Here is an 18,229-nt window from a genome sequence, read left to right on the forward strand (position 1 = left end):
ATGGCGGACGTACGCATACCGGAGGGGCTCTGGGACGCCGACATAACGCCGGAGGGGGTGGTGGCCAACTGGCTCTACCGGGACGGCAGCGAGGTCGACGCCGGTGAGACGGTCGCGGAGATCATGGTGGAGAAGGCCACCATGGAGATCACCGCGCCGGCGGCCGGGCGGCTGGCGATCACGGTGGCGAAGGACGGTGTGGTCCGTCCGGGCACGGTGATCGGCCGCATCGATGAGCAGTGACGCGGTACTTGGCGGCGCCGGTCGGGACCGGCCGGGGTCGCCCGGTACCGGGCCGTTCCGGCGCGACGGACTCACGGCCGCGGCGGGCCTCGACTGGCAGCGCGACGTGGCCGCGGCGGTGGGGGCCGGGCACCGGCCGCCGGCGACCCTGATCTGGCGCTGTGCACCGGCACTGGTCGTCGGTGGGGCGGAGCGCGGACTGCCGGGCTTCGGCGATGCCTGCGAGCGGCTGGCGGCCGAAGGCTGGCCGGTGTGCGGGCGCGACATTGGCGGCAGCGCGTTTCCCGTGGGGCTGCACAGCGTTCAGCTCGCCCGCATCCTGCCGCGGCGCTCGGGGGCGTCGCTGGAGCGGTTCTACCGTTGCATGGCCGAGCCGGTGGTTGCCGTGCTTGCGCGGCTCGGCCTGGGCGCGGCGACGGGGACGGTGCCGGACGCCTTCTGTGCCGGGAGCCGGGATATCGCCGTGGGCGGGCGCAAGCTCGCCGGTCTGGCCCAGGTGTGGCGGGGCCCGGTGGACAGGGGCGGCTACGTGATGATCACCGCCTCCGTGCTCCTGGACGGCGAACCGGAGGCCCTGTGCCATGCGGTGAACCGGTTCCACGAGCTGGCCGGCGGTACCCTGCGGTGCCGGCCGCAGGCGGTGACCTCGGTGTGCCGGGAGCTCGGGGGGGTACCGGACGGTTCCGGTCTTGCCGCGGCCTTCGACGCCGCGCTGGCGGAGGCGCTGTCCCCGGAGGCAGGGGACACAGTCCCGCGGGCTTTGCCGGAACAGGCCGTCGGGTCGCCGTAACGGATAGACCGGTCTGATTGCCGTTGGCCAAACGCGCCCCGCGCGTGTAGCCCACGATGTGCTCACGAAAGCGGCCACGCCTGCTGGGACCCGTCTGCCCCCTCGGATTGCGGATCGGCGGCAGGCGCGATGCCGGCCTCAGCGCGGCGTGATCCTGACCGTTGCCGGGCGGGCACGATCCCCGATCATCGCTGCGAGGTAGGGGCTGGCCCCGTACTTCGCCCGGTAGGCGTCGTCGATGCGGTCGTTGACGGCCCCGGTGACGGGCTCGAACGCGACCTCCAGCGTCATGTCCGCGGCGGCGATCCGTCCCGCTTTCTGCGCGACAGCGGCCTGGTACCAGCGGGAGTTCCGGCCGTTGTAGGCGCGGACATAGAGGGCGCCGTCGACGGTCACCGACCAGATCCAGGTCGGGGTCCCGTACGTCCTGCCGTCGTCGCGGAAGGGGGCGATGTGCAGATCGTCGGCCCCGACGATCCGGTGAAGGACATCTTCTGACCATGCCGTCATTGCAGTAACCTCCGGTGGGTTTCACGTCCGGGATCGCGGGCTTCGGCCGGCGTCGTGCCGCCGAAGCCGGCGACCCCGGTTCCTCGTTCCGCGTCGCCGCTCAGTCGAACTCGAGCACGAACCGCCCGCGTGCCCCGCCGGCGTCGAGTCGCCGATGGGCCTCGCTCGCCTCGGCGGCGGGAAACGTCCCTGCCACCCGCGGGGGCAGCAGACCGCTTTCGACCTGCCGGGCGATCCGGGCGATCGCCTCGTGGTCGGTGGCGCGCTCGCGCACGTTGACGAACGTCACGGTCATGCCGCGGCCGAAGCTCGTCTGCTCCGCCGGACGCAGGATGATGAACATGCCGCCGTCACGAACGGCGGGGGCGATCCGCCCGCCGAGGCTCGCCGCGTCGACGACGGCGTCGACGCCGTCGGGGAACGCCTCGCGCACACGCTCCGCGGCGTCTTCACCCCGCGGGACGAAGTCCGTGGCCCCCCGGTCGCGCAGATAGGCCTCGTCCTGCGGCGAGGCGATGGCCACGACACGGAGGCCGTCGTCGTTCGCCAGGGCCGTGGTGTAGGTGCCGACCGCCCCCGCCGCGCCGGTGACCAGCAGGGTCGAGCCCGGTGCCAGGTCCAGCGTGTCCAGGGCGTTGCGGGCGGTGAGGGCGTTCATCAGGAATGCCGCCGCAGCGGGGATGTCCGTGCCCGCCGGCACCGGAGTGACGGAGGCCGCGGGCAGGCACACGTACTCGCTGTATCCGCCGTAACGGCCGTGGTTGTCGACTATCCCCACGACCTTCTCCCCGACCGCGGGAACGGACCCCGCCTCGACCCCGTCGCCGACGGCGTCGATGACACCGGCGATATCCATGCCGGGCACGAAGGGTGGATCGACTCCCGCGTAGAGGTCGGCGAGATCACCCTGGCGCAGCATTACGTCGGCGGGATTGATACCGGCCGCCTGCACCCTCACGCGGACCTCGCCGGGGGCGGGCTCCGGGTCGGGGAGTTCCACCAGGTGAAGCACGTCCGGACCGCCGTACTCGTTCAAACCTACTGCACGCATCTCGTTGCTCCATGTTGCCAGGAAGCCGGGGCCGGGGGCTGGCGCAGGCAGCCTCCCGGTCCCGGGAAATGAGTACCGCCGGGTGGCGGGGGCCACACGGTCTCGCCACGGGACCCCGCGGCGTGCCCCGCCAGCGCCGGTCATGCCCTGTGCCTCAAGGGCGAAGCAGGACCTTGATCGCACGCCGCTCGTCCATGGCCTTGTAGGCCTCGGCGACCTGGTCCAGCGGCATCGTCACGTCGAAGACCTTGCCCGGGTCGATCTTCCGGTCCCAGATGAGCGGGATCAGCTCGTCCAGGAAGTTGCGCACCGGTGCCGGCCCGCCGTGGAGATGGGCGTGGGTGAAGAACAGCTTCTCGCCCTCGAGCGAGACGCCGTGCGGCATGCCGACGTAGCCGACGAATCCGCCGGGACGCATCGCGCCGATGGCCTGCGACATGGACTCCTGGGTGCCGACGCACTCCAGCACCGAGTCGGCGCCGACGCCGTCGGTCATGTCCTTGATGCGGGCGATGCCCTCTTCACCGCGCTCGGTCACGATATCGGTCGCGCCGAACTCCTTCGCCAGCTGCTGGCGCTTTTCGTGACGGCTCATCGCGATGATCCGCTCGGCGCCCTTGAGCCTGGCCGAGAGCACGCCGAGCAGGCCGACCGCGCCGTCGCCGACCACTGCGGCGGTGGAGCCGGGCTGCACGTTCGCCGCCTCCGCCGCGAACCAGCCGGTGCCGAAGACGTCGGAGACCGCCTGCAGGCTCGGCAGCAGATCGTCGGCGGGCGTTTCCGGCGTGGCGACGAGCGTGCCGTCGGCGAGGGGAACGCGCAGCAGCTCCGCCTGCGCGCCGCCGACGAACTCCGCGTGCTCACAGGAGGGCTGGTAGCCGTGGCGGCAGTGGGGACAGGTGTTGTCCGAGGCGAAGAACGAGCCGATGACGAACTGGCCGGGCTTCACCGAGGTCACGGCGCTGCCGACCTCCTCGACGACCCCGCTGTACTCGTGACCCATCGGCGACGGTCCGTCGAGGGGCTGGAGGCCGCGATAGGGCCAGAGGTCCGAGCCGCACACGGACGTGACGGCCAGGCGCACGACGGCATCCGTGGGGTGGACGATCCTGGGGGATTCCATGTCCTCGAAACGAACGTCACGAGGGCCATAGAGCATTGTTCCCTTCATGATGATTACTCCCTGAGAGCGTTGATGGTGTATCGGGGGTCTGCCCGTTGAGGCCGGGGCGTCGCGTTGCCCCCGTCCTGGTGTCGCAGGACGGGTCACTCCATCTCGTAACCGGGTTTCCTGTAGACCTGGTCCCACTTGTCCCGGATCTCCGGGCGATAGACCCGCTCGGCCCAGTCGCCGGGCGTTATCTCCTCGAAGGCGACTGACACCTCCTCTTCGGCGGCGTCGAGATGGTTCACGACATCCCGGGTAATGGCCTCGGCGAGTTCGGTCTTCTGCCGTTCCGACTTGCCTGGCCGGTGCTTGACGACGACATGCGGCATTGCCTTCTCCTGTGCCTGTCAGCCGCGAAGCTCATGCGCTTCCCGGCGGTGTGTTTTCCCTTGCGGGCGCGGTTTCCGGTGCCGGGCGTTCGTGGGCGAAGAACACGACGAGCGCACCGAGGAGCGAGAATCCCGCGGTCACCAGCACCGCGACATTCCAGCCGGCGAGCAGGCCCGCGGGCCCGGACCCGGGACCCGCGTGGGTGACGAGTACGGTGACCAGCGCCAGCCCCGCGGCGGAGCCGAGGTAACGCGCGGTGTTATTGGCGCCGCTGCCCATGGCGGTCCTGCCGGCGGGCACGCTCGCCACCGCCTGACGGCCGAGGGCGGCGTTGAGTACGCCGTAGGCGGCCCCGGCGATCAGCAGTGCCGGCAGCAGGCGCGTGAGCGTCCCGTCCAGGGAGAGCCCGATCAGGCCGAGCTGTCCCGCGGCGGAGCCGAGGAGGCCGGCGATGAGCTGGGTCCGGGGCGTCACCCCCGTGGGCAGCCACCGGACCCCGAAGGCGGTCACGACGCTGGTCGCCGACCAGGCGAGCAGCATCAGGGCCGACAGCAGCGTGCTGGTGCCCAGGGCCCGTTCGAGCAGCATCGGCAGGGATGACACCAGGGAGAGCACGCCGGCGCCGGCGGCGAACGCCGCCGTCGTCGCGCCGAGGAAATCGGGGCAGCGGAAGAGCGCGATATCGAGCATCGGCCCCTCGATCCGGCGTTCGACCGCCACGAATCCGGCCAGCAGGACCAGTCCCAGGACCAGCAGGGCAACCACCAGCGGGCGGTCCCAGCCCATGCGCCCCTCGACCAGCGCGGACAGCAGCGCCGCGATCCCGCCCCCGAGCAGCAGGGTGCCGGCCAGGTCGATGCGGCGGGGCACCGGCGCACGGGACTCCGGCAGAACCCGCCGGGCCGTCCCGGCGAGCGCGGTCGCCGCCAGCGCGGTGAACACGTAGGGGAGGCGCCAGCCGCCCAGGTGGTCGAGACCCGCCGACAGCAGCGGCCCGATCGCCACACCGGCCCCGAGCGCGGCGGCCCAGACCCCGGTCGCCCGGGCACGGGGCGCGCCGGAGGGAAAGGTGTGACCGATCAGGCCAAGGCCGCACGCGAGGATGGCGGCGCCGCCCAGTCCCCCCAGGACACGGGCGATGACGAGCACCAGCGCCGTCGGCGCGAGGGCGCCGAGGATCGATGCGATGGCCAGTAGCAGGGCCCCGCCGACGAATACCCGGCGCCGTCCGTAGTCGTCGCCGATGGCGCCGCTGCTCAGCAGGCCGGCGGCGGCCCCGACGCTCATGCCGCTCATGATCCAGGCCTGGATGCCGGGGCCCACGCCCAGGGCGCCGGCCGTGCTCATCAGCGTGGTCAGGGGGAGCGTGAACGCCACGAGCACCAGCAGGGGGCCGGCGGCCGCGACGGCCAGGATCGAGCCGGGGCTCGGGGCGTCTGTGTTCGTTGCTGCGTTCATGCACCACTCCGCGCCGGCGGGCCGGGGCCATGGGGCCATCGGTCCCGCGCGCGCTGCGTTCGTGTGTTGGTCAGGGGCTCGGTGACGGGTGGGTCGACGGCGTGCCCCGGTGTCGGGGGGCTGCCCCGCAGGGCCGAAGACCCGGCGCCGCCGTTCGGGGGACGTCCCGGGTCGCGGTGTCCCCCGAGCGGGGAAGGGCGGAGCGCGTCACCGGCCGGAGAGCTTCATGAGGTCGTCCGGATAGCGTGCCCCCTGGACCGTGAAGTCGGCGTCCTCGATCTCGCGGAGATCGTCGTCGGTCAGTGTCACCGTCGTCGCCTCGACGTTCTCTTCCACGCGTGCCGGCCTGGTGGTGCCCGGTATGGGGACGATCCACGGCCGGCGGGTCAGCAACCAGGCCAGCGCGATCTGGGCGGGCGTGGCGTTCCGGCGCTCGGCGATCCGGCGGAGGACGTCGACCAACGCCAGGTTGGCCTCCAGGTTCTGCTGCTCGAAGCGCGGGATGCGGGCACGCAGGTCCGAGCCGTCGAACCGCGTCCCCCGGCCGATGCCGCCCGTGAGGAAGCCCTTGCCCAGCGGGCTGTACGGCACGAGTCCGATCCCGAGTTCTTCCAGCAGGGGGAGGATCTCGGCCTCCGGGTCCCGCGTCCACAGCGAGTATTCGCTCTGCAGCGCGGTGACGGGCTGAACCGCATGCGCCTCGCGGATCGAACGCACGCCGGCCTCGGACAGGCCGAAGTGCCTGACCTTGCCCTCGTCGATCAGCTCTTTCACCGTGCCTGCGACCTCCGGCATGGGCACCTCGGGGTCGACCCGGTGCTGGTAGAGGAGGTCGATGCACTCCGTTCCCAGACGTTTCAGCATCCCCTCGGTGGCCCGCCGGATCTGCTGCGGGCGGCTGTTGAGGCCGCCGAGGACATCGCCGGTGTCGGGGTCGATGTTCCAGCCGAACTTGGTCGCGATCACCACCTGGTCACGGAACGGCGCCAGCGCCTCGCCGACGATCTCCTCACTGCGGAAGGGGCCGTAGATTTCCGCGGTATCGAAGAAGGTGACGCCGCGCTCCACGGCCGTGCGGATGAGGCGGACCATGTCCTGCCTGTCCGGCGTTTCGCCATAGGCGCCGGATACGCTCATGCAGCCCAGCCCGATGGCCGAGACCTCCGGTCCCCTGCTTCCAAGTCTGCGTTTGTGCATGGTCGTGCCACTCCGTTGCGTGAAGAGAATGTCCCGGTGTGACGGCCATCCCGGGGCCGCCAATAACCCTGTCCGTTCCCCCGCGGCCGGGGGGGCGGCGCGGGGCACCCGCGTCACTGCGGGGCCCTGCGGTCACCCGGGTGTCGCCCGTCAGGGCCCGGATCAGTCCCCGCTGCCGAACGTCTCCGGCGTGACCTCGGCGGGGTCGGGGCCGCCTCTCTCGCCCCGGTCGAGGGCCTCGATCGCGGCGACCTCGTCACGTGTCAGCGAGAAGTCGAAGATGTCGCCGTTCTCGTGGATGCGGCCGGCACGGACCGACTTCGGGATGACCGAGTTGCCGAGCTCGATGTGCCAGCGCAGCACGATCTGGGCCGGGGTCTTGCCGTACCGCTCGGCCAGCGAGACGACGACGGGGTCCCGAAGCGGGTCGCCCGTCGCCGCCGCCTCACCCAGGTAGCGTTTGATGCCGCCGATCGGCGACCACGCCTGGGTGACGACCCCCATCTCGCGGTTCGCCTTCCGGAGTTCCGGCTGGGCCAGATACGGATGCAGCTCGACCTGGTTGACCGCCGGTGTGACGCCGCTCGCCTCGGTGAGCCGCCGGATATCGTCGGGCGAGGCATTGCATACGCCGATCGCCCTGACCCGGCCCTCCTCCAGCAGCCTCACTGCCGCTTTCCAGCTTTCGAGGGTGCGCTCGAAGTGTTTCGGCACCGGCCAGTGCAGGAAATAGAGATCGAGCGTCTCCAGGCCGAGCTCCTCCATCGAGCGGTCGAACGACCGCAGGGCCCGGTCGTAGTCGTAGTCGCTGATCCAGAGCTTCGTCTGGACGAAGAGGTCGTCCCGGGGCACGCCGCTCTCGCGGATGCCCTGGCCGACCTGCGCCTCGTTCATGTACCGGGTGGCGGTGTCGATCAGGCGGTAGCCGTCCGCCAGTGCGGTCCTGACCGCCTCGACGGTCTCCGCCGGGCCGGACTGGAAGACGCCGAGCCCGAAGGCCGGCATCCCGAGTCCATTGCCCAGTGTCAGCATCGGTCCCTTCATGGGAGGTGTCCTCGGTTGAAATGGGGGCCGAGCGACAAGGCCCTTACTCCGCCGACGCGACCGCGGCGTCGTAGTCCTCGTCGGTGACCTTCTCCAGCCAGTGGACGGGCGTGCCGTCGAGCGACTCCTGGATAGCGATATGGGTCATGGCGGTGCCGGGCATGGCGCCGTGCCAGTGCTTCTCGTTCGGCGGGCACTGGATCACGTCACCGGGACGGATGATCCTTGCCGGTTCTCCCTCGCACTTCACGATGCCGCAGCCGGACGTGACGATCAGGTGCTGGCCGAGGGGGTGGGTATGCCACGCGGTGCGCGCGCCGGGCTCGAAGGTCACGCTTGCACCGGAGGCGCGTGCCGGCTCGGCCGACTGGAAGAGCGGGTCGATGCGCACGGTGCCACTGAAGTAGTCGGCGGGGCCGGCGCTGGAGGGCCGTGATCCGGCTCGATGGATGTCGTGCATGGTATTTGCTCCTCTGGTAGGGGGCCCCCGATGGGGGCAGGGTTACGGGGTGCCGTCATCAGGACGGCGCCGTGCGAACCGGGTTCCGCTGCCGGGTGTCCCGGTAATCGGACGGGAAGGCCGTACCGCGCGGGTCGGCCGCGTTCACTGCGGGGGATCGATCAGCTCGATGCGGGTCCGCAGCGCTCCCCTGGCCTCGAGCGCGCTCACGTCCCCCTCGATCCGGCCGAGCCGGACCAGTCCGTTCGCGTAGCCGAAATCGCGGTAGAACAGGGCCAGGTTGCCCCACGGGGCGTAGTAGGTGACGTCGCCCACGTCGGGGTCCACCCCCTTGGGGGCGCCCTCCGTCGACAGCCGGGACGGCAGGTCCGCGATCTTCTCGGTCGCATGGAAGTCCTCGAGGGTGAGCTCGAGGGGCAGCATGGCGGCGAAGTCGCGGGCCGCCGGCGTGTCTTCCAGGCGCGCCACCAGCTCCGTGTCCTCCACCGTGATGCGTATCCTCATGGTGTCCTCCGTCGGTTCGGATCGCGTGTTCCCGGCGTACGCAACGCACGCCCCGAGCAGGGCGACGCCGCCGATCGCGGTGCGCAGGAATCGTCGGTCCAGGGCCCTCAACATGCCGAATGGCCGCCATCACCGATCAGGGCGGGGCGGGCCGACCCGCCGTTGTATCTGCCCCGTGGGACGGGCACGCCCGTTCCCCGGGGGGCGGACCGGATGCGGCGTCCCTAGATGGTCGTCGCATCGATCACGTAGCGGTATCGCGCCGCCTTGTCCAGGACGTCCGACCACGCGTCGTTCACCTTGTTCGCCTGGATGACCTCGATCTCCGGGTGAATCCCGTTCTCGGCGCAGTAGTCCACGAGCGCCTGGGTCTGGGGGATGCCCCCGGTGAGCGAGCCCTCGTAAGTGACCCTGTTGAAGAGGAACACCATCTGATCGAAGGACAGTGCCTCGCCGGGTGCGCCCACCTGCGTGTACGTGCCGTGCGCGCGCACCAGGGGAATGTAGGCGCCGACCTCGTAGGCGGCCGGTATCGTCGAGATCATGGTGTCCAGCGTGTTGTAGTAGGGGCGGAGCGATTCGGCCGATTCCACGACCACCGCCTCCTTCGCGCCGAAGGCACGGATGTCCTCGACCTTGCTCTCGGAGGTGGTGAATGCGTAGACCTCCGCGCCCCTGGAGACGGCCAGCTTCACGGCCAGGTGGCCGAGGCCGCCGATGCCGGCAACACCCACCCGGTCCCCCTTGCGCACGGAATGGTTGAGGAGGGGGGTGTACGTGGTGATCCCGGCACACAGCAGCGGGGCCGCGTGCTGGAGACTGATCCCCTCGGGAATCCGGATCGCGTAGTCTTCCTCGACGATGATGTTGTTGGCGTAGCCGCCCTGGGTGATCCCCGTCGGGGCGAGCGGGTCGGGGTAGCCGTACGTGTACAGCGTGTCCGGGGACCTGGGGATACTGCTGGGGACCCCAGTCGCCCCGGATCTGGTGGATATCCGAGTGGCACACCCCGCAGTACTGGATGTCGACCAGTATGTCGCGCGCCCGCAGCGCCCTGCGCTGGAACGTCCAGGGGCTCAGCGAGCCCGATTCGTCGCGGGCGGCGTACCCCTTGGCGCCGACGGGCTGCGCCTGATCGCCGTGCCGTTCGCCGCCGCCCGTGCCGTTCTGGGCGAGGACGGCGCCCGAACCGGTCAGTAGCGCACCGCCGCCGGCGAGTGCGGAGTTCCGGAGAAAATCCCTTCTCGATATGTGCTTGAAATGATCCATGTCGATCTCCTTTCTCCCGCGGGGGTCCCGCGTGCTCATGGACTGTGGGTGCGTCGCGGACCTTGACCGTTCAGCGCCGGCGCGTCTCCCGTGCCCCGTTCACCGGGCGGTATAGCCGCCGTCGACTGCCAGGGCGTGGCCGACGACGAAGCTCGATCCCGGACCGCAGAGCCAGAGCACCGGCTCGGCGATCTCGTCCGCCGTGCCCAGGCGCCGGGCCGGGACCTGTTCCATCAGAGTGTCCATGGCCTCGGTCTCCGTGTCCTTCATGCCGGCGACCATGGGCGTGTCGATAATGCCGGGGCATACCGCGTTGATGCGGATCCCGCGGTCCGCGTATTCCAGCGCCGCGCTCTTGGTGAGTCCGAGCACGCCGTGCTTCGCGGCGTGGTAGGCGCCGCGGCCGGGGACACCGACCAGGCCGCCGAGCGAGGAGCAGTTGACGATGGCGCCGCTGCCCTGGCTGCGCATCTGGGTCAGCTCGTACTTCATGCACGACCACAGGCCGCGCAGGTTGATGCCGAGTACCCGGTCGAACTCCTCGCCTTCCAGATCGGCGGTCTCGGTGGCGATGGACTGCACGCCGGCGTTGTTGAAGGCGGCATCCAGGCGGCCGAAGGTCGCGACGGTCCGCTCAACCATTTCCCGGACGGCGCTCTCCCGGGTCACGTCGCAGGTCACCGCGAGCGTCCGTGCGCCGCCTTCGGCGAGCTCCTCGGCCGCGGCGCTCACGCCCGCGCCGTCGATATCCGCCAGCGTGACCGAGGCCCCCGCATTCGCGAATGCCCTGGCCGTCGCCAGCCCCATGCCGGACGCGGCGCCGGTGACCAGCGCGACTTTTCCGGTGAAATCGTGGTTCATTCGGAACCTCCGCGTTGCTGTTCGAGACCGGCCCCCAACGGCGGGGCCGGGAAGGGCTATTCCGTGCCGCCGGCGTACTGTTCGTCGCTGACCGGCTCGCCCCAGATGACGTTCTCGCCGTCCTTGAACTGCTGGACGGCGATGTGCGTGACCGCGGTCGTGTCGGTCGCGCCGTGCCAGTGCCTCACTCCCGGTGGTGTCCAGATGACGTCTCCCGCCTGCATGACGACCTTTCTGCCGCCTTCCTCCTGGACCCAGCCGGTACCGCCGGTCACGATGATCACCTGCCCGGCGGGGTGGGTGTGCCAGTTCGAACGGGCGCCGGGCAGGAAGGTGACCTCGCCGCCGTTGGACCGGAACGGATCGTTGGCCGCGAACAGCGGTTCCACGTAGGCGGTCCCGGTGAAGTGCTCGCCCGAGCCGATAAAGCCCTCGCGGCTACCGTTCCTGGAGACCTGCATGCCCTCGGCGAGGGCGCGCCCGGCACAGGCCAGGGTCAGGATCGCGGTCAGCGTCAGGGTGGAGGTCTTCATGGACAGGCTCCCTTGTCACTCCGAGTGTCGGTGCGTGTACACCCGTGCGGATCGCGATACGCCCGTGGCACGGTCGTCGCCGAGGCGGTGGCCGCCGCCCGGTGCGGTGCCGTTCCGGGTCAGCCGTGCGCGATCTCGTGTCGCAGCCAGATCACGCCGCCCGACAGGGTCTGGCAGGAGAGCAGGCGCAGGTGTTGCCCCTCCGACGGCGCCCTGCCCGACGGGTCCGAGTGTTCGAATATGGCCGGAATGCCGGCGAGCCCGTCGATCGCCGGGCAGATCAGCGTGCTCACCTCGTCGATGAGGCCAGCCGACAGGAACGCGCCGTTGGTCGCCCCGCCGCCTTCGAGGACGAGATGGCCGATTCCGAAGGCGTCACCCAGTATCTCCATCGCCTCGGCGAGGTCGTCGCCGTGGGGGCCGGCGAACACATAGGAGACGCCCGCTTCCCGGAGCCGCTCGAGGTGCTCGTCCGGGACCCGCTGCGAGAGCACCACCACCGCGTGATCCCCGTCGACCTCGCCCTGGTCGAAGCGCAGGCGTCCCGAGGGATCGATGGCCACCGCGACGTCCCGGCCGGCGCGTTCCTGGAAGTAAGCCGGGCGCTCCCTGGGGGTCTCCAGGAGCGGGGGGCTCTGGTTCTGATCGACGTAGTCGGTCATCGTCCGGCGCCCGACGATCCAGCCCTCGCCACCAAGCCGCTCGGCGGCGGTGTCGTAATGCGCGTCGATGAGGTCCATGACGCGACTGCCCACCGGATCGCTCCATCGCTCCGGGCAGAGACGGCCGTCGAGAGAGGTAATCATGTGGCAGGTAATCTTCGGGCGCATGGATCCTTGCTGGCTCGGGTTGCTCATCGCCCGGGTTGCGGGCAGGGTTATTCACGTCGGCAGCGATTCAGTGGCCTTGCGAATCCACGTCAGGCGCTATGACTACGAGGGAAACCGTAGTCCGCCGGGTGATGCGAATAAACGGGGGTACGTTTCTTGGAGTCATGAGCACCACTCATTAGCTCATTCGCTGTGCCGGTGAATCCGGTCGAAGCGGTACACGAGTTCCGGGCCGCCCGGCTGGGCGTAGGCGAGCTCGGCGGTGACCATCGCGAAGGGCTCGACGAAGCGTGCGGTTCGGAGCGGGCCGGCATCCAGCGGCTCGTAGCCGACGTCCGCGATGAGCCGCCCGGCTACCGCTTTGGCGTCCGCGTCGTCGCCGTAGTAGAGAAGATGGGGGCGGGGTGACTCGTCACGGGCGCTGAAGACGTTGAACAACGCCTCGCTCGGGCTGGTGTTGAACGTGGAAACGAAGCGCACGTCGGGTCGCAGGCGTGCCAGTTCCTCCGCCCCCGACGTCGTCGTCCCGACCACGAGGTCGCGGTTCTGGCGGTCGAGGGGGACACAGCAGTTGAGTACGATGGTGTTGTCCATGTCCCCGGCCCGGGAGACCACGTCCTCCACCCGCGACCAGTGCACCGCGAGCAGGACCGCATCGGCGGTCTGCACGGCCTCCGCCGGTGTTCCGGTCCGCGCACCGGCCCCCCGGGCAAGGCGATCGAGCTTCCCCGGGGTTCGCGCGTAGCTGAACGTCACCTCGTGCCCCGCCATTGCCCAGATGGTCCCGAGCGTCCCGCCCATCAAACCCGAGCCGAGTATCCCGATCTTCATGGGTGCCTCCGATCGCCGATTTGCCTGGCCGGGAAAGTAGCACCCCGCGGTCCCGGGAAAACCCCCTATAATCAGAAAGGATTAATGAGGAAGGTTCATCAATGCTGAGAGAGAATGTTGTCGACCTGATGTCCTTCGTCGTCGTGGCTCGCGTGGGAAGCTTCACCCGTGCCGCGGCGCAGATCGGCGTCTCGCAGTCTGCCCTGAGCCACGCCGTGCGGGGCCTGGAGGAGCGCCTCGGCATCCGCCTGCTGATGCGCACCACGCGCCGGGTCAGCCCCACGACGGAAGGCGAGCGTGTACTCGAGCGCATCGCCCCCCACTTCGCGGAGATCGAGAACGAGCTGGAGGCCCTGGTCGAGATGCGGGACCGACCGGCCGGGACGATACGGATCACCGCGACCGATCACGCGGCGGACACCGTCATCTGGCCGAAGCTGGCGCCGGTGCTGAAGCACTATCCGGATATCAATGTCGAGGTGGTCACGGACTACGCCCTCACCGACGTCGTGGCGGAGAAGTTCGACGCGGGCGTGCGCCTCGGGGAGCAGGTGTCGGAAGGGATGATCGCCGTGCGGGTTGGACCGGATTTCCGCATGCTCGCCGTGGGGGCGCCGTCCTATTTCGAGGGGCGGGAGCTGCCCCGGGTGCCGCGGGACCTCACGGACCACTGCTGCATCAACCTGCGTTTGCCCACGCACGGTTCCATCTATGCCTGGGAGTTCGAGAAGGACGGGCGGGAGCTCCATGTCCGGGTGAACGGGCAGCTGACCTTTAATACCATCGGCCCGATCGTTGACGCGGCGCTCGAGGGTTACGGGATCGGCTACGTACCCGAGGGCCTCGTGCGCGAGCATATCGACGAGGGTAGGCTGGTGCCGGTGCTGGAGGACTGGAGTCCGCCGTTCCCCGGTTACTACCTCTACTATCCACACCGCCGGCGGTCCTCGCCGGCCTTCAACGTCATTCTCGAGGCGATGCGTCACGGGGAATGAGCCCGTCGCCGGACGGCCCCGCAATGGGGGCCGTACCGACCCGGGTGAATCCGGCGGTTCGCTGACGCGGCTCTCACCCCGCCGGAAAGAGGGGGAGCGCTTCCCCGTATTGATGAGTGCGACTCATGGCTCCTATGGAGCCGGGCTGGTTAATCCAACGGCGGCAGGCAGTTACGGTCCTCGGACGGTGTGATTGCCACCGGGTTTCCCAACCGCGGTATTCAGTAGCCACTGAGGAACGAGCCATGCGAGCAGCCGTATTCGCCGCGTTCACCCTGTCTCTCGCCGCACCGGCCGCCATGGCGCAGCCGGGCGTCGACGTCGATACCGGGAAGCTCTCCAGTGTTGCCCCGGCCCTGGAGCGCTATACCAGGGACGACCTGCTCGGGCGTGAGTGGCAGGACGATGCGCTATCGAAACGGGACCGGTCCCTCGTCACGGTGGCGGCGCTCATCGCCCGTAACCAGGGCGAGGACCTGCCGAACTACATCCGTGTCGCCCTCGACAACGGCGTCAGCCCCGCGGCGATCTCCGAGACCATCACGCATCTCGCCTTTTATGCGGGGTGGCAGAACGCCATGACCGCCGTCGATGCGGCGGCGGCGGTGTACGAGCAGCGCGGTATCTCCCGTGACGAGCTCCCGGCTGCGGCGCCGCAGGAGATGCTCCCCCTCGACAAGGAGGCGGAGGCGGAACGCCAGGCCTACGTGCAGAAGCGTTATGGCGATGTGTCCCAGGGCGTGGTGGACAATACCGAGGAGCTCCTCTTCCGTGACCTGTGGCTGCGCCCGGCGCTCGAGCCACGCGAGCGCAGTCTCGTCACGGTGTCCGCGCTGATCGCCGCCGGCCATGTGGAGCAGATCCCGTTCCATCTCAACCGCGCGATGGATAACGGCCTCACCAAGGACGAGGCCTCGGCGATGCTCTCGCACCTGGCGTTCTACGCCGGTTGGCCCAATGTCTTCTCGGCGCTGCCCGTTGCCCGGGACGTTTTCGAATCGCGGAAAGGGGAATGAAAGACGTCCGGTAGCGCCTTCTATGCAATCTGCACGGTGTCCGGTTCCCGGGCACCGTGCCTATGGCGACTTTTGCAGGGCCGTCCTCCGGGGCCCGGCCGGGGACACGCCGTGCATCCGCCGCCGGGTGGGCGGGAGCGTGACCACCGGCTCGGCCGCGCGCGATGGTCCGTTTCGCGCGTCTCCCATATCCACACTCGATCAAAGGCAAACACGGTTAGCGGGGCCGGCATGACATGCCCGCACTGAATCGTGAGGAACGACCATGAGTACCTTTACCGTCAATGGAAAGACCCACCGCTTCGACGGTGACCCCCAGACCCCGCTGCTCTGGTATCTGCGTGACGTCAGTCGCCTGACGGGCACGAAGTACGGCTGCGGGATGTCGCTGTGCGGCACCTGCACCGTCCATCTCGACGGCGAACCGGTTCGCTCCTGTGTCACACCGGTCTCCCAGGCCGAAGGCAAGGCCGTCACGACCATCGAGGCCATGAGCGAGGATGCGGTGGGCCGGCGTGTCCAGCAGGCCTGGCTCGATCTCGGCGTCGCCCAGTGCGGCTACTGCCAGGCCGGCCAGATCATGAGTGCCACCGCACTTCTCCGGGACAACCCGGCACCGGATGACGAGCAGATCAACCAGGCCATGAGCGGCAACATCTGCCGTTGTGGCACCTACGCCCGCATCCGCCAGGCCATCCACAGGGCCGCGGCAACGCAGGAGGACGAGGCATGAACACCCCGGTGGACGATCTGCTGCTCGCCAACGTCAGCCGCCGTCACTTTCTCAAGGGATTGGCCGCCGGGAGCGCCCTGGTGCTCGCGGCCCGCTGGGACCTCGCGCTCGGCGAGGAGGAGAAGGAGTATGGCGCCGACGCCATGCCCCATGGCTGGGTCGACGACCCGAACGTGTTCATCCGCATCGACGCGGACGGCACGGTCACGGTCACCAACCATCGTGCCGAAATGGGGCAGGGCATACGCACCAGCCTCGTGATGGTGGCCGCCGACGAGCTCGGTGCCGACTGGGACCGCGTGCGTGTCGAGCAGGCACCGGCGGACCAGGAGAAGTACGGTAACCAGAACACGGACGGCTCGCGCAGCATGCGCCACTGGTTCGCGCCGATACGTCGCGCCGGCGCGGCCGCGAGGATGATGCTGGAGCGCGCCGCTGCCGAGCGCTGGGGCGTGCCGGCCTCCGAGTGCCATGCCCGGGTGCACGCCGTGGTCCACGCTGCCAGTGGCCGGGAGCTTGGTTTCGGGGATCTGGCCGCCGCGGCCCGGGAGCTGTCGGTGCCGCCGCGGGAGCGTCTCGAGCTCAAGCCGCAGTCCGAGTGGCGCTACATCGGCGAGGATGCCGGTCCCGCCTACGACGTGAAGCGGGGCAGTGTCGTGCGCCCGAAGGCGATCGACGGCGAGGATATCGTCACCGGGCAGGCCGTCTACGGCGCCGATGTCGCGTTCGAGGACATGCTGTATGCCGTCGTGGCGCGGCCGCCGGTCTACGGCGCCATGCTGCGCAGCGTCGACGACGGCGAGGCGCTAAAGGTCCCCGGCGTCTTGCGGACGGTGGAGATCGACGGCACCGGTCAGCCGGCGGGCTTCAAGCCATTGGGCGGTGTCGCCGTGGTCGCCGAGAACACCTGGGCGGCGATCCAGGGGCGCAAGGCGCTGAAGATCGACTGGAACCTCGAGAGCGCCGGCGATAACGCCGCCTATGACTCGAAGGCCTACCGCAAGCAGCTGCAGCAGACCGCCCGCGCGCCGGGCAAGGTGATCCGTGACGAGGGGGATATCGAAAGCGCCCTGGCGGATGCCGCGGAGCGCGTGAGCGCCACCTACTACATGCCGCACATGGCACAGGCGCCGATGGAGCCGCCGGTGGCGGTGGCGCGCATCGTGAACGGCCGCGCCGAGGTCTGGGCCCCGGTACAGAACCCGGGCGCCACCCGCTCCGGGGTGGCCAAGCGGCTCGGGCTCGAGCCGGAGGACGTCACGGTCAACGTGACGCTGCTCGGCGGTGGTTTCGGGCGCAAATCCAAGCCGGACTTCGCCCAGGAGGCCGCCAGCCTGACAAAGGCGTTCGACGGCCGACCGGTACGCGTGCAGTGGACACGGGACGACGACCTCCACCACACGTATTTCCACGCGGTCTCCGTCGACCGCCTGGAGGCGGGCCTGGATGCGGACGGTCGGGCACTCGGCTGGCGCCACCGAACCCTGTCGCCGAGCATCGGCTCGCTGTTCGCCCCCGACCCGGAGCACATCGCCCCGTTCGAGCTGGGGCAGGGGTTCAACACCATGCCCTTCGATATCCCGGCCATCCGCCTGGAGAATCCCGAGGCGCCGGCACACGTGCGAATCGGCTGGTTCCGGTCCGTCTACAACCTGCCCCACGCCTTTGCCATCCAGAGCTTCGCCGCGGAGCTCGCCGAGGCCGCCGGGCGTGATCACCGGGACTATCTGCTCGAGCTGCTGGGGCCCTCCCGCGAGATCGACCCCCGGACCTTCGGCGATCAGTGGAACTACGGCGAGAACCCCGAGCGTTACCCCATCGATATCGGCCGGATGCGCGCCGTCATCGAGAAGGCCACGGCCGAGGCCGGGTGGGGGCGCGACCTGCCGAAGGGCAGGGGACTGGGACTGGCCGTGCACAACAGCTTCGTCTCGTACACGGCGGTAGTGTTCGACGTGGAGCTCGGCGACGGCGGCGGCCTCATCATCCACAGTGCCGACATCGCCTTCGACTGCGGTCCCCAGGTCAATCCCGAGCGCATACGGGCACAGCTCGAGGGGGCCTGCGTCATGGGTATCGGTATCGCGATGCAGAGCGAGATCACCTTCAGCGAGGGACGGGTCCAGCAGGACAACTTCCACCAGTACCTGGTCCCCCGCATCGACAGGGCGCCTCGCGAGACGCGTGTGCATCTGATCAACCCCGACAGCGAGGCCGCGATCGGCGGCGTCGGAGAGCCCGGGCTCCCGCCGGTGGCGCCGGCACTGTGCAATGCGATCCACGCCGCGACAGGCAGGCGCATCCGCCGGCTGCCGGTCGGCGACCAGCTGTCCGCCTGATGGGCGGTCTTCCCGTGACCCGCCACGGACCGTGCCTGCGCCGGCCCCACGGCAGGCGCCTTTCTGG

Annotated in this window: 21 protein-coding genes and 1 pseudogene; 7 read left to right on the forward strand and 15 right to left on the reverse strand. The window is 69.7% G+C overall.

The genetic code is table 11. From position 1 onward, the window contains the following. Together C516_RS0107510 and C516_RS0107515 are read left to right on the forward strand one after the other, a co-directional pair. The gene (locus C516_RS0107510) at positions 1 to 243 is read left to right on the forward strand and encodes a biotin/lipoyl-containing protein (protein WP_018717750.1); all 243 of its coding nucleotides are present in this window, start codon (positions 1 to 3) and stop codon (positions 241 to 243) included. Further along, positions 233 to 1,033: a lipoate--protein ligase family protein gene (locus C516_RS0107515; protein ID WP_018717751.1), complete on the forward strand. Its 801-nt coding sequence runs from the start codon at positions 233 to 235 to the stop codon at positions 1,031 to 1,033. The genes C516_RS0107510 and C516_RS0107515 overlap by 11 nt, the downstream gene beginning before the upstream one ends. Positions 1,034 to 1,171: 138 nt before the next feature. Here C516_RS0107515 and C516_RS0107520 read toward each other — a convergent pair whose 3' ends face one another. The 10 genes from C516_RS0107520 to C516_RS21360 form a co-directional block, all read right to left on the reverse strand. Further along, positions 1,172 to 1,543 (reverse strand): DUF2255 family protein, encoded by a 372-nt coding sequence (locus C516_RS0107520; RefSeq protein ID WP_018717752.1) that lies wholly within the window; start codon positions 1,541 to 1,543, stop codon positions 1,172 to 1,174. 100 nt (positions 1,544 to 1,643) lie between these two features. Beyond that, entirely contained in the window at positions 1,644 to 2,594 is a 951-nt protein-coding gene (locus tag C516_RS0107525) for a quinone oxidoreductase family protein (RefSeq protein ID WP_026321013.1), read from the reverse strand. A 154-nt stretch (positions 2,595 to 2,748) separates the two neighbouring features. Continuing rightward, the gene (locus C516_RS0107530; protein ID WP_026321014.1) at positions 2,749 to 3,765 is read right to left on the reverse strand and encodes a zinc-dependent alcohol dehydrogenase family protein; all 1,017 of its coding nucleotides are present in this window, start codon (positions 3,763 to 3,765) and stop codon (positions 2,749 to 2,751) included. 95 nt (positions 3,766 to 3,860) lie between these two features. Beyond that, complete coding sequence (locus C516_RS0107535; RefSeq protein ID WP_018717755.1) at positions 3,861 to 4,091, reverse strand: tautomerase family protein; 231 nt, start codon at positions 4,089 to 4,091, stop codon at positions 3,861 to 3,863. Between the two features lie 31 nt (positions 4,092 to 4,122). Then, positions 4,123 to 5,550: an MFS transporter gene (locus C516_RS0107540; RefSeq protein ID WP_018717756.1), complete on the reverse strand. Its 1,428-nt coding sequence runs from the start codon at positions 5,548 to 5,550 to the stop codon at positions 4,123 to 4,125. Between the two features lie 207 nt (positions 5,551 to 5,757). Further along, positions 5,758 to 6,747, reverse strand: a complete 990-nt coding sequence (locus C516_RS0107545) for an aldo/keto reductase (RefSeq protein ID WP_026321015.1) — start codon at positions 6,745 to 6,747, stop codon at positions 5,758 to 5,760. A gap of 162 nt (positions 6,748 to 6,909) precedes the next feature. Further along, positions 6,910 to 7,791, reverse strand: a complete 882-nt coding sequence (locus C516_RS0107550) for an aldo/keto reductase (protein WP_018717758.1) — start codon at positions 7,789 to 7,791, stop codon at positions 6,910 to 6,912. Between the two features lie 43 nt (positions 7,792 to 7,834). Further along, on the reverse strand, positions 7,835 to 8,251 hold the full coding sequence (locus tag C516_RS0107555; protein ID WP_018717759.1) for a (R)-mandelonitrile lyase: 417 nt from the start codon (positions 8,249 to 8,251) through the stop codon (positions 7,835 to 7,837). Positions 8,252 to 8,395: 144 nt separating this feature from the next. Then, positions 8,396 to 8,755, reverse strand: a complete 360-nt coding sequence (locus C516_RS0107560) for a cyclophilin-like fold protein (protein ID WP_018717760.1) — start codon at positions 8,753 to 8,755, stop codon at positions 8,396 to 8,398. 224 nt (positions 8,756 to 8,979) lie between these two features. Further along, complete coding sequence (locus C516_RS21360) at positions 8,980 to 9,489, reverse strand: zinc-binding dehydrogenase (protein ID WP_211210585.1); 510 nt, start codon at positions 9,487 to 9,489, stop codon at positions 8,980 to 8,982. 265 nt (positions 9,490 to 9,754) lie between these two features. Here C516_RS21360 and C516_RS21365 point away from each other — a divergent pair, with 265 nt between their 5' ends. Next, a complete protein-coding gene (locus C516_RS21365; RefSeq protein ID WP_211210586.1) occupies positions 9,755 to 9,955 on the forward strand; it encodes a hypothetical protein in 201 nt (66 codons plus the stop codon). Positions 9,956 to 9,964: 9 nt separating this feature from the next. Here the strand turns inward: C516_RS21365 and C516_RS21680 are convergent. The 5 genes and pseudogenes from C516_RS21680 to C516_RS0107585 all read right to left on the reverse strand — a co-directional run. Beyond that, positions 9,965 to 10,063, reverse strand: a pseudogene (locus C516_RS21680) (twin-arginine translocation signal domain-containing protein); the annotation flags it as partial. Between the two features lie 60 nt (positions 10,064 to 10,123). Further along, positions 10,124 to 10,885 (reverse strand): SDR family oxidoreductase, encoded by a 762-nt coding sequence (locus C516_RS0107570; RefSeq protein WP_018717762.1) that lies wholly within the window; start codon positions 10,883 to 10,885, stop codon positions 10,124 to 10,126. 56 nt (positions 10,886 to 10,941) lie between these two features. Beyond that, the gene (locus C516_RS0107575; protein ID WP_018717763.1) at positions 10,942 to 11,418 is read right to left on the reverse strand and encodes a (R)-mandelonitrile lyase; all 477 of its coding nucleotides are present in this window, start codon (positions 11,416 to 11,418) and stop codon (positions 10,942 to 10,944) included. Positions 11,419 to 11,537: 119 nt separating this feature from the next. After that, positions 11,538 to 12,248: a dihydrofolate reductase family protein gene (locus C516_RS0107580; RefSeq protein ID WP_026321016.1), complete on the reverse strand. Its 711-nt coding sequence runs from the start codon at positions 12,246 to 12,248 to the stop codon at positions 11,538 to 11,540. Positions 12,249 to 12,431: 183 nt separating this feature from the next. Next, positions 12,432 to 13,079 (reverse strand): NADPH-dependent F420 reductase, encoded by a 648-nt coding sequence (locus C516_RS0107585; protein WP_018717765.1) that lies wholly within the window; start codon positions 13,077 to 13,079, stop codon positions 12,432 to 12,434. Positions 13,080 to 13,180: 101 nt separating this feature from the next. On the opposite strand from C516_RS0107585, the gene C516_RS0107590 reads away from it, so the two are divergent. The 4 genes from C516_RS0107590 (at position 13,181) to C516_RS0107605 (ending at position 18,162) form a co-directional block, all read left to right on the forward strand. Next, positions 13,181 to 14,074 carry a LysR family transcriptional regulator gene (locus C516_RS0107590; protein ID WP_018717766.1) on the forward strand — a complete coding sequence of 298 codons (894 nt, stop codon included), beginning with the start codon at positions 13,181 to 13,183 and terminating at the stop codon, positions 14,072 to 14,074. Positions 14,075 to 14,319: 245 nt separating this feature from the next. Further along, complete coding sequence (locus C516_RS0107595) at positions 14,320 to 15,090, forward strand: carboxymuconolactone decarboxylase family protein (protein ID WP_018717767.1); 771 nt, start codon at positions 14,320 to 14,322, stop codon at positions 15,088 to 15,090. Positions 15,091 to 15,355: 265 nt separating this feature from the next. Continuing rightward, the gene (locus C516_RS0107600) at positions 15,356 to 15,823 is read left to right on the forward strand and encodes a (2Fe-2S)-binding protein (RefSeq protein ID WP_018717768.1); all 468 of its coding nucleotides are present in this window, start codon (positions 15,356 to 15,358) and stop codon (positions 15,821 to 15,823) included. After that, complete coding sequence (locus C516_RS0107605) at positions 15,820 to 18,162, forward strand: xanthine dehydrogenase family protein molybdopterin-binding subunit (protein ID WP_018717769.1); 2,343 nt, start codon at positions 15,820 to 15,822, stop codon at positions 18,160 to 18,162. The genes C516_RS0107600 and C516_RS0107605 overlap by 4 nt, the downstream gene beginning before the upstream one ends. The last annotated feature ends 67 nt before the right edge of the window (positions 18,163 to 18,229 follow it).

This window comes from Arhodomonas aquaeolei DSM 8974 (assembly GCF_000374645.1).
Taxonomy (GTDB): Bacteria; Pseudomonadota; Gammaproteobacteria; order Nitrococcales; family Nitrococcaceae; genus Arhodomonas; species Arhodomonas aquaeolei.

Excerpts from the sequence above, each read along its gene's own strand:
- C516_RS0107515 (WP_018717751.1), top strand. The coding sequence starts at position 233 with ATGAGCAGTGACGCGGTACTTGGCGGCGCCGGTCGGGACCGGCCGGGG.
- C516_RS0107530 (WP_026321014.1), bottom strand. The coding sequence starts at position 3,765 with ATGAAGGGAACAATGCTCTATGGCCCTCGTGACGTTCGTTTCGAGGAC.
- C516_RS0107525 (WP_026321013.1), bottom strand. The coding sequence starts at position 2,594 with ATGCGTGCAGTAGGTTTGAACGAGTACGGCGGTCCGGACGTGCTTCAC.
- C516_RS0107545 (WP_026321015.1), bottom strand. The coding sequence starts at position 6,747 with ATGCACAAACGCAGACTTGGAAGCAGGGGACCGGAGGTCTCGGCCATC.
- C516_RS0107550 (WP_018717758.1), bottom strand. The coding sequence starts at position 7,791 with ATGAAGGGACCGATGCTGACACTGGGCAATGGACTCGGGATGCCGGCC.
- C516_RS0107595 (WP_018717767.1), top strand. The coding sequence starts at position 14,320 with ATGCGAGCAGCCGTATTCGCCGCGTTCACCCTGTCTCTCGCCGCACCG.
- C516_RS0107570 (WP_018717762.1), bottom strand. The coding sequence starts at position 10,885 with ATGAACCACGATTTCACCGGAAAAGTCGCGCTGGTCACCGGCGCCGCG.
- C516_RS0107575 (WP_018717763.1), bottom strand. The coding sequence starts at position 11,418 with ATGAAGACCTCCACCCTGACGCTGACCGCGATCCTGACCCTGGCCTGT.
- C516_RS0107605 (WP_018717769.1), top strand. The coding sequence starts at position 15,820 with ATGAACACCCCGGTGGACGATCTGCTGCTCGCCAACGTCAGCCGCCGT.
- C516_RS0107585 (WP_018717765.1), bottom strand. The coding sequence starts at position 13,079 with ATGAAGATCGGGATACTCGGCTCGGGTTTGATGGGCGGGACGCTCGGG.
- C516_RS0107535 (WP_018717755.1), bottom strand. The coding sequence starts at position 4,091 with ATGCCGCATGTCGTCGTCAAGCACCGGCCAGGCAAGTCGGAACGGCAG.
- C516_RS0107580 (WP_026321016.1), bottom strand. The coding sequence starts at position 12,248 with ATGCGCCCGAAGATTACCTGCCACATGATTACCTCTCTCGACGGCCGT.
- C516_RS0107540 (WP_018717756.1), bottom strand. The coding sequence starts at position 5,550 with ATGAACGCAGCAACGAACACAGACGCCCCGAGCCCCGGCTCGATCCTG.
- C516_RS0107590 (WP_018717766.1), top strand. The coding sequence starts at position 13,181 with ATGCTGAGAGAGAATGTTGTCGACCTGATGTCCTTCGTCGTCGTGGCT.
- C516_RS0107510 (WP_018717750.1), top strand. The coding sequence starts at position 1 with ATGGCGGACGTACGCATACCGGAGGGGCTCTGGGACGCCGACATAACG.
- C516_RS0107520 (WP_018717752.1), bottom strand. The coding sequence starts at position 1,543 with ATGACGGCATGGTCAGAAGATGTCCTTCACCGGATCGTCGGGGCCGAC.
- C516_RS0107600 (WP_018717768.1), top strand. The coding sequence starts at position 15,356 with ATGAGTACCTTTACCGTCAATGGAAAGACCCACCGCTTCGACGGTGAC.
- C516_RS0107560 (WP_018717760.1), bottom strand. The coding sequence starts at position 8,755 with ATGAGGATACGCATCACGGTGGAGGACACGGAGCTGGTGGCGCGCCTG.
- C516_RS0107555 (WP_018717759.1), bottom strand. The coding sequence starts at position 8,251 with ATGCACGACATCCATCGAGCCGGATCACGGCCCTCCAGCGCCGGCCCC.